Origin of the sequence: Rhizobium pisi, assembly GCF_003938655.1 — a bacterium.
Lineage (GTDB): Bacteria > Pseudomonadota > Alphaproteobacteria > Rhizobiales > Rhizobiaceae > Rhizobium > Rhizobium pisi.
The window spans coordinates 373,093-388,487 of record NZ_RJJT01000001.1; the positions used below are offsets into that span (position 1 = coordinate 373,093).

Sequence of the window (15,395 nt, forward strand, 5' to 3'; positions counted from 1 at the left end):
GGGCCGGCGTTCACCGCGCCGCCCCGCCGATTCATGCATTCGTTTTCATCAGCGGACAGATTTGAAAGCCGCACGAAGCTCTTCGGTGAAAAGCTGAGGCTGTTCCCATGCCGCAAAGTGGCCGCCTCTCGCGACTTGATTATAGTAGAACAGGCTCGGATAGGCCTGCTTGCTCCAGCTTTCGGGCGCTTGATAAATCTCCTTTGGGAATACGGAGATGGCGACGGGGACCTTGATGTCTTTGGTGTGCTGCGTCTCGGCACTGAAATTGTTGTTGTTGTTTTCCCAATAGAAACGCGAGGACGATGCTCCCGTGTTCGTCAGCCAGTAGAGTGTGATGTCGTTGAGCATTTCGTCTCTGGAGAGAACGCGCTCGGGGACGCCATCGCTGTCGCTCCACTGCGCGAACTTTTCATACATCCATGCCGCAAGACCGGCCGGCGAATCAGATAGCGAATAACCGATCGTCTGCGGTCGCGTCACCATCAGGGCGCCGTAGGCGGCATTTCGTCCGAAAAACGTGCTGAGCGACTGGAAGGCTTGCCGCTCGGGAGGCGTCAGGTTTGACGGCGCGGGGTCGCCGCTGTTGATGGCCTTGGTCAAGTCGCCGGGGATTGTCGCTGGCATATTGAGATGTATTGCCAGAAGCCCCTTTGGTGCCTGGCGAGCAAGCGCATCGGAGATGACTGAGCCGTGATCCCCGCCCTGTGAAACATAGTGCTGATATCCAAGGCGTTTCATCAGGGTGTCCCACGCCCGCGCCGTGCGCTCAGGCCCCCAGCCGAGATCCGTGGGCTTCCCCGAAAAGCCGTAGCCGGGGATGGAAGGGACGACGACATCGAATGCATCCTGAGCCCGCCCGCCGTAAGCCGTGGGGTCGGTAAGAGGCCCGATCGTCTTGAGGAACTCGAATGTCGAGCCGGGCCAGCCGTGTGTCAGGATGATGGGGAGAGCATCGGGGTGGCGAGAGCGAACGTGGATGAACTGGATATCGACGCCGTCGATCGTCGTGATGAATTCCGGCAGCGCATTGAGTTGCGTCTCGGCCTTTCGCCAATCGTAATCGGTTCCCCAATAGCGCACCAACTCCTGGACTTGCGCCAGTTGAATGCCCTGGGATGAATCGCCAACGGTTTCCTTATCGGGCCAGCGCGTCTCCGCAATGCGCCTGCGCAGATCGTCTAGCTGAGATTGTGGCACGTGAACCTGGAACGGGCGGATGCTCTCGTCGCGATCGGTCGTATTCAACGATGGGGCCGAAACGACGTCGGCGGCGTTTGCCTGAACGACATATCCGCCGGGAGCGAGGGTAATGGCGACCATCGTCACGGCGATGAAGCGGCCGTATTTCTGCGGGGAAGCCTTTGCGGTCTCAGTCATAGGTACTCTCCTTTGCTTACGCTCTGTTTGCGCAAAGGAGGTTATGGCGGCGATGTATCTGAGATGTTTGGAGAATTGCCGGAAGTGTATCAAAACGTAGGAGGGTATTAGCAGGCTCGCTTTGCCGGTCATTGACTCCAGCGGGCGCACGGTGGAGCGTCCGCCAGTGCGGCGATCGATTTGGCGATTGCGCCTGTGGAGCCGGATTGGGGCGTCGAGGTAGCGCGATCTGTGGCGCGCAAGCTTTCGGCGATGACCTGAGCAGCATCTGTTCGGGCGGATGAAAATATTTTCTAAAATGGGTGTTCTTTGGAATTTGATGTTCCATTCATGGGTCAAATCGGACGGCGCGCTCATTGCATGTAATCTACTTAATTTATAGGGTTTATATAAATTGGAGGAGCCCATGCAGGAACTGCGTGTCATTGGAATATCTGGAAACGTGAAGGCTCCGTCCCGAACATCGGCGCTGGTCGCGTCCGTCCTTCGCCGTATCGAGTCCGAGCTTGGCTTGCCCGGGCGGCACATCGATTTGGCTGTATCTGCACCGGCGCTCTTTCGAGCCTTGCGGGCCGACCAGCTGGATGAGGAAGGCGCGGAGATCGTGCGCTCGGTAGAGAGCGCGGATGTCCTGGTCGTCGGTTCCCCGGTTTATCGCGCTTCGTATAGCGGAGCACTCAAGCACCTGTTCGACCTGGTTCACTACGAGTCACTAATCGGCAAACCCGTGATTCTCGCCGCAACGGGCGGAACGCCATTGCACGGTTTGATGATCGACCATCAGCTCCGTCCGCTGTTCAGCTTCTTCAAGGCGCTGCCGCTGCCGACGTCGGTCTATGCGCTCGAAAGCGAGTTCGACTCATACGCCGTTGCAAGTCCGGACATCCAGAAACGGATCAGGGCAGCCGTGCGCGAACTGGAACTGATCGTTCCGCACGCCAGGGCACTCGCCTTGGCCCGTGCCGAAGAACAATCGCGGCTGATCGCCTGACAAACACGAATAAGCATGGAGAGACCGATGTCACAATCGAAGAAAGAACCTTTGAAGTTTGCCTACTGGGTGCCGAACGTATCGGGCGGTCTGGTCATCAGCTCGGTTGAGCAACGTACCGATTGGGGCATCGACTACAATCGCAAGCTCGCCCAGATCGCTGAACGGTCGGGATTTGAGTTTGCCTTGAGCCAGATTCGCTTCACGGCCGGATATGGCGCCGACAACCAGCACGAGTCGGTCTCCTTTTCCCACGCCCTTCTTGCGGCCACTGAGAAGCTCCGTGTCATTGCCGCCGTCCTGCCCGGGCCGTGGAACCCGGCGCTGCTTGCCAAGCAGATCGCCACCATCAGCCACCTCACCAACGGCCGTGTCGACGTCAACATCGTCTCCGGCTGGTTCCGCGGCGAGTTAGCCGCCATTGGCGAGCCTTGGCTCGACCATGACGAACGCTATCGCCGCTCCGAGGAGTTCATCCGTGCGATCCGCGGCATCTGGACGGAAGACGTCTATAACCTGCGCGGCGATTTCTATCGCTTCACGGATTATTCGATGAAGCCGAAGCCGATCGGCGGCATTCCACAGGTGTTCCAGGGCGGTTCCTCGCGCGCGGCTCGTGACATGGCGGCCCGCGTGTCCGATTGGTACTTCACCAATGGCAACACGCCGGAAGGTCTGAAGGCCCAGGTCGATGACATCCGCACCAAGGAAAAGGCTTTCGGCAAGACCTGGCGCACGAAGATCGGCATGAATGCCTTCGGCATCGTCCGCTCTTCGGAGAAGGAAGCGCAGGAGGTCCTCCAGGAGATCCTCGACAAGGCCATCCCCGAGGCGGTCAAGGGTTTCCACCACGAGGTTCAGAATGCCGGGAATTCCTCGCCGGAGCGCGAAGGCAACTGGGCGAAATCCACCTTCCAGGATCTGGTGCAATACAATGACGGTTTCCGTTCAAACCTGATCGGCACGCCGGAACAGGTGGCCGAACGCATCATCGGTCACAAACGGGCGGGCGCGGACCTCATTCTGCTCGGCTTCCTGCATTTCCAGGAAGAGGTGGAATATTTCGGCAAGCACGTCCTGCCGATCGTCCGTGAACTCGAAGCGATCGAAGACCAGCGGCTGGAAGCCGCCGAGTAACGGCTTCCTTCCCAAACTGAAAAGCGAACGGCTCCCCATTCTAGGGGAGCCGGATGGTGGCGTGTGTCTTCAGGCAAGGCCTGCGGTCCCCGCGCACAACGGAGCAGACAATGGTGAATGCGCATTACACGGCACTCGATGAGACCTCTACGGTGAGGGAATATTCCCCGCTGCCGGTGTCCGGTCCATCGAGCCGTCGGGCGGCGGATGTCGACAGCAATGCGCTGAGCCATCCGCCGATATTGGCGCTCTCGGGCATCACGCTCTCCTTCGGCGGCGTCACGGCGATTGCCAATGTCGATCTTGCGGTCCAGCCAGGCGAGATCCGCGCGATCATCGGCCCGAACGGCGCCGGCAAAAGCTCTCTGATCAACGTGATTTCAGGGCAATACCGGCCGGATGCCGGCCATGTCAGCCTCAATGGCAAGACCTATGCGCAGGTGCCGGCGCAGAAAGCCGCGCGGCTGGGCATCGCCCGCACCTTCCAGAACCTTGCCCTGTTCAAGGGACTGACGGTTCTTGAAAACGTCATGACCGGCCTGACATTCCAGCGCCGCTCGACTTTCATCGGCCAGGTGTTCGGTTCGCCCCGCGCCCGCCGTGAGGAGCGCGAGGCGCGTGAACGGGCGCGGCAGGTCATCGACTTCCTGCATCTCGGCCATGTCCATGACCGGCTTGCCGGCTCGCTGCCCTATGGCCTGCAGAAGCGCGTCGAACTTGCCCGGGCGCTAGTACCCGATCCGCAGATCCTGCTGCTCGACGAACCGATGGCCGGCATGACCGCCACCGAAAAGCAGGAAATGGCAGGCTTCGTCCGCGCTGCACGGGAGGGTTACGGCACGACGATCATCCTGATCGAACACGATATCGGCGTGGTCATGGGACTTTCCGACCGGATCGCCGTGCTCGACTACGGCCGCAAGATCGCCGACGGCACGCCGGCCGAAGTGCGCGCCGACCAGGCCGTCATCGATGCCTATCTTGGCGTTGCCCGCGAGGACCAGGAAGAGGCGGACGTCTGATGGAAAGCTTCGACTACCTCTTCTTCTTCGAGGTGCTGACTGGCGGATTGCTGTCCGGCGTCATGTATTCGCTCGTCGCGATCGGTTTCGTGCTGATCTACAAGACCTCGGGTGTCTTGAATTTTGCGCAAGGCGCATTGCTCCTGTTTGCTGCTCTCACATTCGTTTCGCTGGTCGAGCGCGGAGTGCCTTTCTATCTCGCGCTTGTGCTCACCTTCGCTATCATGGTTCTGCTGGGCATCGGTATCGAACGCGCAGTGCTCCGGCCGCTCGTCAACAAACCGCCGATCACGCTGTTCATGGCGACGCTCGGGCTTTCCTACGTCATCGAGGGAGCTGCCCAGCTTCTCTGGGGCACGCAGGTCCATGCCCTGGAACTCGGCATCGAGGACGTGCCCTTCGAATTTTATGGTGTCTTCATCTCGCAGTTCGATCTCTTCGCTTCGGCGGTCGCAGCGCTCATGGTCATCGGGCTGACGCTCTTCTTTCGTTACACCCGGGTCGGCCTGACCTTCCGCGCCGTGGCGGACGACCAGTTCGCGGCACTCGCCGTCGGGCTTCGCCTGCCGCGCATCTGGGCCACGGTTTGGGCAACCTCGGGGCTCGTCGCACTGGTCGCAGGCCTTCTCTGGGGTGCGCGCAGCGGCGTGCAGTTCTCGCTCTCGTTGGTGGTCCTGAAGGCCTTGCCGGTGCTCGTGCTCGGCGGTTTCGATTCGATCGCCGGCGCCATCATCGGCGGCCTGCTGATCGGCGCCTCGGAAAAGCTCGCCGAAGTCTATATCGGCGAATATTTCGGCGGCGGCATCGAGGGCTGGTTCGCCTATACGATTGCGCTGGTCTTCCTGCTCATCCGCCCCTCCGGCCTGTTCGGCCGGAAGCTAGTGGAAAGGGTCTGAGCCATGGCTGCCATCACCACCCAACCCGTTGCTTCGGCAAGCCTCCCAGCCTGGATCGCGCCGCTTGCCATCCTCATCATCGCCTTCGCCATTGTGCCCTTAATCGGCTCGAGCTATCTGAACGAAGCGCTGCTGCTGCCGTTCCTGGCATTGTCGCTGGCCGGCGTCGGCCTCAACCTGCTCACCGGCTATGCCGGGCAGGTATCGCTCGGCAGTGCTGCCTTCATGGCGGTCGGCGCCTTCGCCGCCTTCAATTTCAATCTGCGTCTCGAAGGTCTGCCACTTCTCGTCTCCATCGCGCTCGCCGGCGGTATCGCGGCTGCGGTCGGCATCGTCTTCGGCCTGCCAAGCCTGCGCCTGCGCGGCTTCTATCTCGCGGTTTCCACGCTTGCAGCACAGTTCTTCGTGCAATGGGCACTGACGAAGTTCGGCTGGTTCTCCAACGACAACCCGTCCGGCGTGATCGACGCGCCGAAGCTCACCATCGCCGGCATCGATTTCGACAGTTCGATTGGGCGCTACTATTTCTCGCTGATCATCGTCACCGCGCTCACCCTCTTTGCCTGGCGCGTCGCGTCCTCGCAGACCGGCCGCAATTTCATCGCCATTCGCGACAATGAGACGGCGGCCCGGATCATCGGGGTGCCGGTGCTGCGCACCAAGCTGCTCGCCTTCGCGCTCTCGTCCTTCATCATCGGGGTCGCCGGTGCGCTCTGGGCCTTTGCCTACCTGCGCACGGTGGAGCCGGCCGGCTTCAATCTCGACCGGTCGTTCCAGATCCTGTTCATCGTCATCATCGGCGGGCTGGCGACGATCCGCGGCGCCTTCCTGGGCGCGGCGCTGATGGTGGTCTTTCCGGTTGTGCTGTCGCGGGTCGGATCGTTCCTCCTGGGCGATCTGTTCGATTCCGGCGTGCTCGACATGAGCCAGCGCATCGTCATCGGCGCACTCATCATCGCCTTCCTGATCCTCGAACCCGATGGGCTCGCGGCGCTCGGAAGGCGGCTGACCAGACGGTTCAGGCGCAGCATCCCCGAACCCGTCGGCTGAGCAGCCACATCATCATCTTCAAAATGCATTGGGACGCCGGCAGAGCCGGTCAACAGAGGGAGTTTGTCCAATGAAAAGTCTGAAAACCACATTCAAGGCGGCGGTCGCAGCGCTTGCCATCATCGGTGGAGCCGGCTTGATGCCTGCCCATGCCGATGAGCAATATTTCCCGCTGCAGAGCTATCGCGTCGGACCTTATGCCGCTGGCGGCACCGGTTTTTTCGGTGGTTTCATCGACTACCTGAACCTGATTAACACTCGCGACGGCGGCGTGAACGGCGTCAAGCTCACCTGGGACGAATGCGAAACCCAGTATGAGGTCGAGCGCGGCGTCGAATGCTACGAGCGCCAGAAGAGCCATCCAAATGCGGCGGCGTGGAATCCGCTTTCAGTCGGCATCGCCTACGCCATGATCGACCGCATCACCGGCGACAAGGTGCCACTGATCACGGTGAACCATGGCCGCACCGACTCCACCGACGGGCGCGTCTTCCCCTATGTCTTCCCGCTGCTACTCAACCCCTATTCGGAAACCTCGGGCATCGTGAACTACCTTGCCTCTAAGGAAGGTGGCCTCGACAAGCTCAAGGGCAAGAAGATCGTCGTCCTCTATCACGGTTCGCCTTATGGCAAGGAGACCATTCCGATCTATGAATTGCTGGCCGAGAAGTATGGCTTCACCGTTCAGCAGATCGAAGTCCCCCATCCCGGCAACGAGCAGCAGTCGCAGTGGCTGACGATCCGCCGCGCCAAGCCGGATTATGTCGTTCTGCGCGGCTGGGGCGTGATGAACCCGGTGGCGCTGAAGACGGCGGCCAAAGTCGGCTTCCCCGCCTCCAAGATCGTCGGCAATGTCTGGTCGAATTCGGAAGAGGACGTCATCCCCGCAGGCGAGGCGGCGATCGGCTATACCGCGATTACCACCCAGGCTTCGGGCGAGCAGTATCCTGTCCTGCAGGAAGTTGTGAAGACACTCTACGATCACGGCAAGGGCAATCTGGAAGACAAGAAGCGCATCGGCTCGGTCTACCACAACCTCGGCATCGTCAATGGCATCCTGAATGTCGAGGCGATCCGCACCGCACAGGAAAAGTTCGGTAAGCGTACGCTAACCGGCGACGAAGTGCGCTGGGGCTTCGAGCACCTGAAGCTCGACGAGGCCAAGGTCGCAGCCCTCGGCGCCAAGGACCTGTTCCACTCCATCAACGTCACGTGGGACAACCACGAAGGCGATGGTTACGTGACCTTCCAGCAATGGGACGGCAAGAAGTGGAACGTCGTCTCCGACTGGATCGCGCCGGACTGGAAGCTGCTGCGCCCGATCATCGAAAAATCCTCGGAAGCCTACGCCAAGGAAAAGGGCATCAAGCTGCGCACGGCGGCCGATGCTGAAGGCATTGCGACCACGAACTGACGAGTTGAGGGATGGCGCAAGCCGCCATCCCTCATCCCATAACCCGGTGCGGCAGATCCGGTTGCCTGCGCCGCGCCTCTCTTGCTGATTGATTTTGGAACGAGTGACATGTCCGACGAAACGATCCTTCTCGATATCAAGTCCGTGCATGCCGTCTACAGCAAGACCATCAAGGCCCTGAATGGCGTGAGCTTTCAGTTGCGGCGCGGAGAAATCCTCGCCCTTCTCGGGTCGAATGGTGCGGGCAAGACGACGGCCCTGAAGGCCATCTCGAACCTGCTGCCTGCCGAACGAGGCCAGGTGACGTCGGGCACGATCCGTTTCGAAGGCCGCGATGTGCTGAGCGAGAAGCCTGCCAATCTGGTTCGATCAGGCCTGGTTCAGGTGCTCGAAGGGCGGCACTGCTTCAAGAGCCTGTCGGTCGAGGAAAATCTCGTCTCCGGCGGCCTCGGGCGTTCGTCATCCAGGCGCGAGATCGCTGCCGACCTCGAGCGGATCTATGTCATTTTCCCCAGACTCAAGGAGAAGCGTCGTACGGCGTCAGGGCTGACTTCGGGCGGCGAGCAGCAGATGACGGCGATCGGCCGCGCGCTGATGTCGCGGCCACGGCTGCTTGTTCTCGACGAGCCCTCTATGGGTCTGGCACCCCTCGTGATCAAGGATATCTTTCACTCGCTCAAGGCGCTGAACCGCGAGGACGGGCTTTCCATCCTGGTTGCCGAACAGAATTCGACGGTGGCGCTTCAATACGCCGACCACGCCACCGTCATCGAAAACGGCCTCGCCGTGCTGTCGGGTTCCGCCGCCGAATTGCGCAGCCGTGACGACATCAAGGCTTTTTATCTCGGCGAAGGCGCGGCCTTCGCCCATGACAGGCCGGCGGCCTGATCCCACTCACATCCATCACCCAGAAGGGAGACCAGAATGAACGTCATTGCCAAAACAGACAGGGTTGCCGTACCCGGCGTCAAGCGGCCGGAAAAGCCTGCGCACATCATCAAGGACGACGCAGAAGCGATCGCTGTCGCCCACCGGCTCGCCGCGGAGTTCGTCAAAGGTTCCGCGGATCGTGATCGCGAGCGGATCTGGCCGGCGGAAGAGCTGGATGCCTTCTCGCAGAGCGGGCTCTGGTCGATCAATGTGCCCAAGGCATTCGGCGGACCGGAGGTCTCCTACGTCACGCTTGCAAAGGTGGTCGAGATCATCTCCGAGGCGGATTCGTCGATCGGACAGATCTCGCAGAATCATCTCGGCGTCGTAGCGGCAATCCGTACGGTTTCAGACAAAGCGCAACAGGAACTGTTGTTTGGCGAAATCCTCAAGGGCACCCGCTTCGGCAATGCTTTTTCGGAATTCGGTTCCAAACGCGCGGTCGATTTTGAAACCAGGTTTGTCGACCGTGGCGACCACGTCGTGGTGACCGGTCGGAAATTTTATTCGTCCGGCGCCTTGCTTGCCCATAAGGTACCGATCGTGGCGCTCGATGACGAGGGCCGCGCCTGGTACGCGATCGCCGATCGCGATGCGCCGGGCTTGACCGTCATCGACGACTGGTCGAGCTTCGGCCAGCGAACCACGCTCTCGGGCACTGTCATCCTCGACAACGTCAAAGTCGAAAAGGCCTGGCTGGTGCCAGGATACAAGGGCTACGACAAGCCGACGGCGGACGGCGCCATCTTCCAGATCATCCAGGTTGCCGTCGATACCGGCATTGCATCGGCAGCGATCAAGGAGACGATCGACTTCGTCCGGACCAAGTCCCGCGCCTGGGTGGACAGTGGTCTCGACCACGCCTGGGATGATCCTTACACGATCCAGGCGGTCGGCGCCCTCCAGCTTCGCCTGCACGCGGCGCAGGCACTGCTCGACAAAGCCGGACATGCGATCGACCGGGCGGTTGCCAGTCCCAATGCCGACACCGTGGCGGAAGCCCAGGTGTTCACCGCCGAGGCCAAGATCCTCTCGACCGAGATCGCTATCGAGGCGACCAACAAGCTGTTCGAACTGGCGGGCACGCGCTCGACGCTTGCCGAGCACAATCTCGACCGACATTGGCGCAATGCCCGGACGCATACGCTGCACGATCCGGTGCGGTGGAAATACTCGATCCTCGGCAAATACTTCCTCAATGGAGAGAAGCCGCCGCTGCACGCCTGGAGCTAAAGCGGGGCCGCCGTTCGGCGCCGAAACCGGGATACAGGAGTGGCGAGAGAGATCGCCACTGCCTGCTATTTCGGTGTTCTCGATGCCGAGATCGGAAACGGAGTTCTATGTTTCCGATGTCGTCGAGCTTAACGCCGTCGAAAGCCCGCCGAAGCTTTGGGCGCAAAACCTTTCAATCGGCGAGAGGCAGGGCTTAATCCGGTCGCAAGGTCTTGCCCGATACCGCATCAAAAAGATGAAGCTTCCCCGGCCGAGCGGCGATCGTCACGACCTGTCCCGGCTCAAAATCGTGCCGTTCGGAAAACACCGCGACAAGCTCGCCAGGCCCGTAGCGCAGGAACACCATCGTCTCATGGCCGGTGGGTTCGGTGACGTTGACAGTCGCCTTGAGCCCGCTTTCGGCGAGAGACAGGTGTTCAGGCCGAACGCCCAGGAGCACGGGCTGCCCGTCCGAGACCTCTGGCGTGAAACCGAGCGCAATCTCGTCGCCGGTCTCCGTGACGAAGATCGCGCCTTCGGCCTTGTAGCGGCCTTTCAGCAAATTCATCGACGGCGAACCGATGAACGTTGCCACGAACGTGTTGCTAGGGCGGTCGTAGAGTTCCAGAGGCGTGCCAACTTGTTCGGTCTTGCCGCCCTGCATCACCACGATCTTGTCAGCCATGGTCATGGCTTCGACCTGGTCGTGGGTGACATAGATAGTCGTGGTCCTCAGCCGCTGGTGCAGCTCCTTGATCTCCTTGCGCATCTGCACGCGGAGCTTGGCATCGAGGTTTGACAGGGGTTCGTCGAACAGGAACACTTGCGGCGATCTGACGATGGCTCGACCCATCGCGACGCGCTGGCGCTGACCACCGGATAGCTGGCGCGGATAGCGGTCCAGATAGGGCACGAGGTCGAGTGTCTCGGCCGCCGCCTGCAGGCGCTGTTTGATGACGTCGGCCGGCTGCTTCTGGAGGCGCAGTGCAAAGACCATGTTTTCGGCGACGGTCTTGTGCGGATAGAGCGCATAGCTCTGGAAGACCATCGCGATGTCGCGGTCCTTCGGCGGCAGATTGTTAACGACCTTTCCGCCGATCGAAATGGTGCCGCCCGTGATGCTTTCGAGCCCCGCGACCATGCGCAAGAGGGTCGACTTGCCGCAACCGGACGGCCCAACAAGCACCACAAACTCGCCATCGCGAATTTCGATATCTACGCCATGCAGGACACTTAAGGTGCCATAGGCCTTCCGTGCCTCTGAAATATTGACTTCAGCCATGTGCCTCCCACTTGCTTTAAAGCGCCCGAGCCGTCTCGGGGTCATCATGTCTTGCCGTCTATTTTCGAGCCTACGGTCGGGCAAACCGCCCTTTGCGCCTGCTCGAAAGCACCCGGCAAACCTCCTCCATGAAACGTTTCATTTCTTGTTGACTTTTTCCGCTGGCCGCCTGATGTTCGAAAACGAGACCGGGAGGAGCGGTTTCAAGCAGGATATGAAACGTTTCATTTCCGTGTTTACCAGATAGTTTTGCACCAGGCCAGTTTTAAAATCGGACTGGAGTAAGCCCGGCAGGACCGGTTGGGCACAGCGCAACAAACGTGGAGGAGGAATCCATGAAAGTCGAAATATACGATGCACTGATGCGCCGTCAGGCAAGCCGCCGTGATGTCTTGCGCGGAACGGCGAGCGCTGCGGCTCTGCTCGGCCTGTCCGGCGCAATGGGCGGAATTCCCGGCATGGCATTTGCCGCCGATGATCTGCGCGCCCAGATCCTGAAAATTCCCGGGGTAGGGAAGGGCTCGCCCACGGACGCAGACTGGCAGAAGGTGGGCGAGCTCTGCCTCGGTCCGACCAAGGCCAATGTCAAGCAGGGCGAATTGGCTGGTGTCGAGCTGACCTTCATGGGGCTCAACAACCAGAATCTGCATAACTTCCTGTTCCGCGGTTTCCTGAAGCCGTGGGAAGCCTATACGGGCGCCAAGATCAACTGGATCGACCTTGCCCAGGCCGACTACAATGCCCGCCTTCAGCAGTCGATCGCGACCGGCACGGTTGATTTCGACATCCTGGAAATGGGCGCTCCTTTCGAAGGCGACACCGCCGGGCGCGGACTGCTGGACGAGATGCCTGATTGGGTGGCAAAGCAGATCGAGGCCGACGATCTGGTGAGCTACCTGAAGCCGCCGGTCGGCACCTGGGGCGGCAAGACCTATCGCGTGACAATCGATGGCGACTGCCACACCTTCGCCTATCGCAAGGATTACTTCGGCGCAGGTTCGATCAGCGGCATGGCCGAGCCGCCGAAGACCTGGCAGGAAGTCAACGAAGCTTCCAAGGCCTTGATCGGCAAGACCGATCCGCTGACCGGCCAGCCGGCCTACGGCTATCTCGACCCGCTCAAGGGCTGGGGCGGGTTCGGTTTCTATTTCATCGAAAACCGCGCGACGGCCTATGCCAAATATCCCGGTGATCCGGCCTGGCTGTTCGATCCTGACAACATGAAGCCGCTGGTCAACAACCCCGCCTGGGTCCAGGCGATCCAGGACGTCCTGGATCTGATCGCAGCCAAGGCCTATCCGGCCGACCAGATCAATGCCGACCCTGGCACCACGGCCTTTTCCCAATTCCTGGCGGGCACCGGTGCAATGCTGATGTGGTGGGGCGATGTCGGCTCCAGCGCGCGCACCTCTGATACCTCGGTCGTGGGCGATGTGGTCGGCTTCGGCATCAACCGCGGTTCCAATCGCGTCTACAACCGCAAGACCGGTCAATGGGAAGACAAGTATAACGAAGCCCCCAACATGGCCTATCTCGGCTGGGGCATCTATGTCACCAAGCAGGTCTCCGGCGACGAGAAGAAGCGCAAGGCGGCCTGGTCTGCTGCCGCCCATCTCGGCGGCAAGGATCTGTCTCTTTGGACGTCGGCCTATCCCTCCGGCTTCCAGCCCTACCGCCAGTCCAACTTCAACTACGACGAATGGGAAAAGGCAGGTTACGACCGCGCCTATATCGAGGACTATCTCGGTTCGAACGCCGACAGCTACAACCATCCGAACGCTGCCATCGAACCGCGCATACCCGGTATCTTCCAATATTATTCCGTTGCGGAGGATGAGCTGGCGAAGGGTTTTGCCGGACAGTACAAATCGGCACAGGAAACCGCAGATGCAATTGCGGCCGCCTGGGAAAAGATCACCGACCAGATTGGCCGCGATAGCCAGCTGAAACTCTATCGGGCGAGCCTCGGGCTCTGATCACTTGATTAAACGCGCTGGCGGGTCGGAAGCGATTCCGCCAGCGTCCATTCTGTCCGGGCGAGGAATATCATGTCGACAGTCGAAGGCGACCTGCTCCACACCGTCGAAGCCGGCTCCATTTCCGCGAGCCGTCGTTTTTGGGGCCGCTTAGCTCTGTGGTTGAGCGCCATATGGTTCATAACATCGTTTGGATTGCAGGGCGCCCATGAACTGGCCTGGATCGATTGGGGCTTCGCGAACTGGCGTCCGGTTCTTTATGCCTATTTTCTCTGGGCCGTAGTTCTTTGCGTCACCCGCGTCGTCATTTATGGCGAGACGGGCAAGAAGGCGCTTTTTGTTCTGCCGGCTGCGCTTTTCGTCGTGTCGATGGTGGTATTTCCGCTGCTCTTCGCGCTCTGGATCGGCTTTTCCGATTGGAACCTCGCCTCCTCGACCGGACGGCGGTTCAACGGCCTCGACAATGTTCGCCGGATGATCGCGGACCCGTTCTATGCCAACGCCCTGCTCAATATGATCCTGTATTGCCTGGCGATCGTGGTCGAATATGCGATCGCCTTCGGTCTGGCCTTGCTGCTCAATCAGGAAATCCTTGCCCGCAAGTTCTGGCGCGTCACCTTCCTGGTGCCCTTGATGCTGTCGCCGGTGGCGGTGAGCTGGATGGTCGGCAAGTCGATGATGGAGACCCGTTTCGGCCCGGTCGCCCGCTTCGCCCGCTGGCTCGGCTGGGAAAATCCCTCCTTCTTCGGCGATCCGCTGACGGCGCGGCTCTCGATCATGATCATGGATGCCTGGACCTTCATTCCCTTCATGATGATCATGCTGCTTGCCGGATTGCAGGCCTTGTCCAAGGAGGTGCTGGAGGCGGCCGAAGTCGACGGCGCCACCAAGTGGCAACGCTTTTGGCAGGTGATCTTCCCGCTCATGCTACCGGTGTCGGTAACGGCGGTGATGATCCGCATCATCTTCAAGCTCAAGCTTGCCGACATCATCATCACGGTGACATCGGGCGGCCCCGGCGGGGCAACCGATTCCGTCACTAGTTTCATTTATCGCGAATACCGCGACCGTTCGAATGTCGGATATGGGACCCTGCTCGCGCTTGTCTATCTGGTCATCATCGTCCTTGGTATGACGGTGCTGATGAAGATTTCCGACCGTATCGTGAAGCGGATGACAGGAAGGCTCTGATGGTTCGGATCGATTTCGATAAATACGCGCGCGGCCAGCGCATTCGCTGGTGGGCCATGCGCTTCGCCGTCTACAGCCTGCTCGTCATCTGGGCATTCGTCTGCATCTTCCCGCTGTTCTGGACGGTTTCGACCTCGTTCAAAACCGCCGCGGATGTCATGCGCGGCAACCTGGTCCCCTGGTTCAACTTTGCGCCCAACTGGCTCGGATGGCGTTCGCTGGGGCTCTCTCCGGATACGATTTCTCAGATATCGACGGTGCGTGACGAGTTCATGCGCAGGCTCTGGAACAGCGTCATCATTTCCGTCACGGCATCCGCCCTTGCGGTCCTACTCGGATCGCTCGCGGCCTATGGCCTCAGCCGCTTTTCCTATAAGTTCGGCCATATGCGGAACGCCGACATTTCCTTTTTCTTCCTGTCGCAGCTCATTATGCCGCCCGTCGTCCTCGCCCTGCCGTTCTTGGTTCTCTACAAGGAGCTGGCGCTGCTGGACACTTATGTGGGGATGATCGCGGTCTATACGCTGATGGTCCTGCCGATTGTCGTCTGGATCATGCGCGACCAGTTCGCCACCATACCGGTAGAGCTCGAGGAGGCTGCGCTCGTCGACGGTCTGTCGATCTGGGGCGCGTTTGCCCGCATCATCGTGCCGCTCGTTCTGCCGGGCATGGTTGCCGCGTTCCTCCTGGCGCTGATCCTGTGCTGGAACGAATATTTCTTCGCGGCACTGCTGACCTCCACCAACACCAACACGCTGCCGGTGATGATTGCCAGCCAGACAGGCAGCCAGGGCATCAATTGGTGGTCGATGGCTGCCCTTTCCACCGCCGGTATCCTTCCGCTTGTTGTCGTCGGCGTCGTACTGGAAAAACACATCATCGCCGGAATGACCGCAGGCGCGGTGAAGTAGCTG

13 protein-coding genes are annotated in these 15,395 nt (G+C 60.4%); 11 read left to right on the top strand and 2 right to left on the bottom strand.

All coding sequences use genetic code 11. The features are described from left to right. Positions 1–48: 48 nt before the first annotated feature. Entirely contained in the window at positions 49–1,323 is a 1,275-nt protein-coding gene (locus EFD55_RS01935; RefSeq protein WP_245438371.1) for an epoxide hydrolase family protein, read from the bottom strand. Between the two features lie 463 nt (positions 1,324–1,786). On the opposite strand from EFD55_RS01935, the gene msuE reads away from it, so the two are divergent. The 8 genes from msuE (at position 1,787) to EFD55_RS01975 (ending at position 10,053) form a co-directional block, all read left to right on the top strand. Beyond that, on the top strand, positions 1,787–2,371 hold the full coding sequence (msuE, locus tag EFD55_RS01940; protein ID WP_125842436.1) for an FMN reductase: 585 nt from the start codon (positions 1,787–1,789) through the stop codon (positions 2,369–2,371). A 27-nt stretch (positions 2,372–2,398) separates the two neighbouring features. Beyond that, a complete protein-coding gene (sfnG, locus tag EFD55_RS01945; RefSeq protein ID WP_125842438.1) occupies positions 2,399–3,508 on the top strand; it encodes a dimethylsulfone monooxygenase SfnG in 1,110 nt (369 codons plus the stop codon). A gap of 110 nt (positions 3,509–3,618) precedes the next feature. Next, positions 3,619–4,530 carry an ABC transporter ATP-binding protein gene (locus EFD55_RS01950; protein ID WP_125842440.1) on the top strand — a complete coding sequence of 304 codons (912 nt, stop codon included), beginning with the start codon at positions 3,619–3,621 and terminating at the stop codon, positions 4,528–4,530. After that, positions 4,530–5,426 carry a branched-chain amino acid ABC transporter permease gene (locus EFD55_RS01955; RefSeq protein ID WP_125842443.1) on the top strand — a complete coding sequence of 299 codons (897 nt, stop codon included), beginning with the start codon at positions 4,530–4,532 and terminating at the stop codon, positions 5,424–5,426. The genes EFD55_RS01950 and EFD55_RS01955 overlap by 1 nt, the downstream gene beginning before the upstream one ends. Before the next feature lie 3 nt (positions 5,427–5,429). Further along, the gene (locus tag EFD55_RS01960; protein ID WP_125842445.1) at positions 5,430–6,476 is read left to right on the top strand and encodes a branched-chain amino acid ABC transporter permease; all 1,047 of its coding nucleotides are present in this window, start codon (positions 5,430–5,432) and stop codon (positions 6,474–6,476) included. 70 nt (positions 6,477–6,546) lie between these two features. Continuing rightward, positions 6,547–7,890 (top strand): ABC transporter substrate-binding protein, encoded by a 1,344-nt coding sequence (locus EFD55_RS01965; RefSeq protein ID WP_125842447.1) that lies wholly within the window; start codon positions 6,547–6,549, stop codon positions 7,888–7,890. A 108-nt stretch (positions 7,891–7,998) separates the two neighbouring features. Further along, complete coding sequence (locus EFD55_RS01970) at positions 7,999–8,778, top strand: ABC transporter ATP-binding protein (protein ID WP_125842449.1); 780 nt, start codon at positions 7,999–8,001, stop codon at positions 8,776–8,778. A 36-nt stretch (positions 8,779–8,814) separates the two neighbouring features. Beyond that, the gene (locus tag EFD55_RS01975; protein ID WP_125842451.1) at positions 8,815–10,053 is read left to right on the top strand and encodes an SfnB family sulfur acquisition oxidoreductase; all 1,239 of its coding nucleotides are present in this window, start codon (positions 8,815–8,817) and stop codon (positions 10,051–10,053) included. Positions 10,054–10,246: 193 nt separating this feature from the next. Here the strand turns inward: EFD55_RS01975 and EFD55_RS01980 are convergent, their stop codons facing one another. After that, positions 10,247–11,314 carry an ABC transporter ATP-binding protein gene (locus tag EFD55_RS01980; RefSeq protein WP_125842454.1) on the bottom strand — a complete coding sequence of 356 codons (1,068 nt, stop codon included), beginning with the start codon at positions 11,312–11,314 and terminating at the stop codon, positions 10,247–10,249. A gap of 335 nt (positions 11,315–11,649) precedes the next feature. On the opposite strand from EFD55_RS01980, the gene EFD55_RS01985 reads away from it, so the two are divergent. The 3 genes from EFD55_RS01985 to EFD55_RS01995 all read left to right on the top strand — a co-directional run bounded on the left by EFD55_RS01985 (position 11,650) and on the right by EFD55_RS01995 (position 15,392). Continuing rightward, entirely contained in the window at positions 11,650–13,290 is a 1,641-nt protein-coding gene (locus tag EFD55_RS01985; protein ID WP_125842456.1) for an extracellular solute-binding protein, read from the top strand. A gap of 72 nt (positions 13,291–13,362) precedes the next feature. Continuing rightward, positions 13,363–14,481, top strand: coding sequence for a carbohydrate ABC transporter permease (locus EFD55_RS01990; RefSeq protein WP_125842458.1), 1,119 nt, complete (start codon positions 13,363–13,365; stop codon positions 14,479–14,481). Further along, positions 14,481–15,392 carry a carbohydrate ABC transporter permease gene (locus EFD55_RS01995; protein ID WP_125842460.1) on the top strand — a complete coding sequence of 304 codons (912 nt, stop codon included), beginning with the start codon at positions 14,481–14,483 and terminating at the stop codon, positions 15,390–15,392. The genes EFD55_RS01990 and EFD55_RS01995 overlap by 1 nt, the downstream gene beginning before the upstream one ends. Positions 15,393–15,395 lie beyond the last annotated feature (3 nt).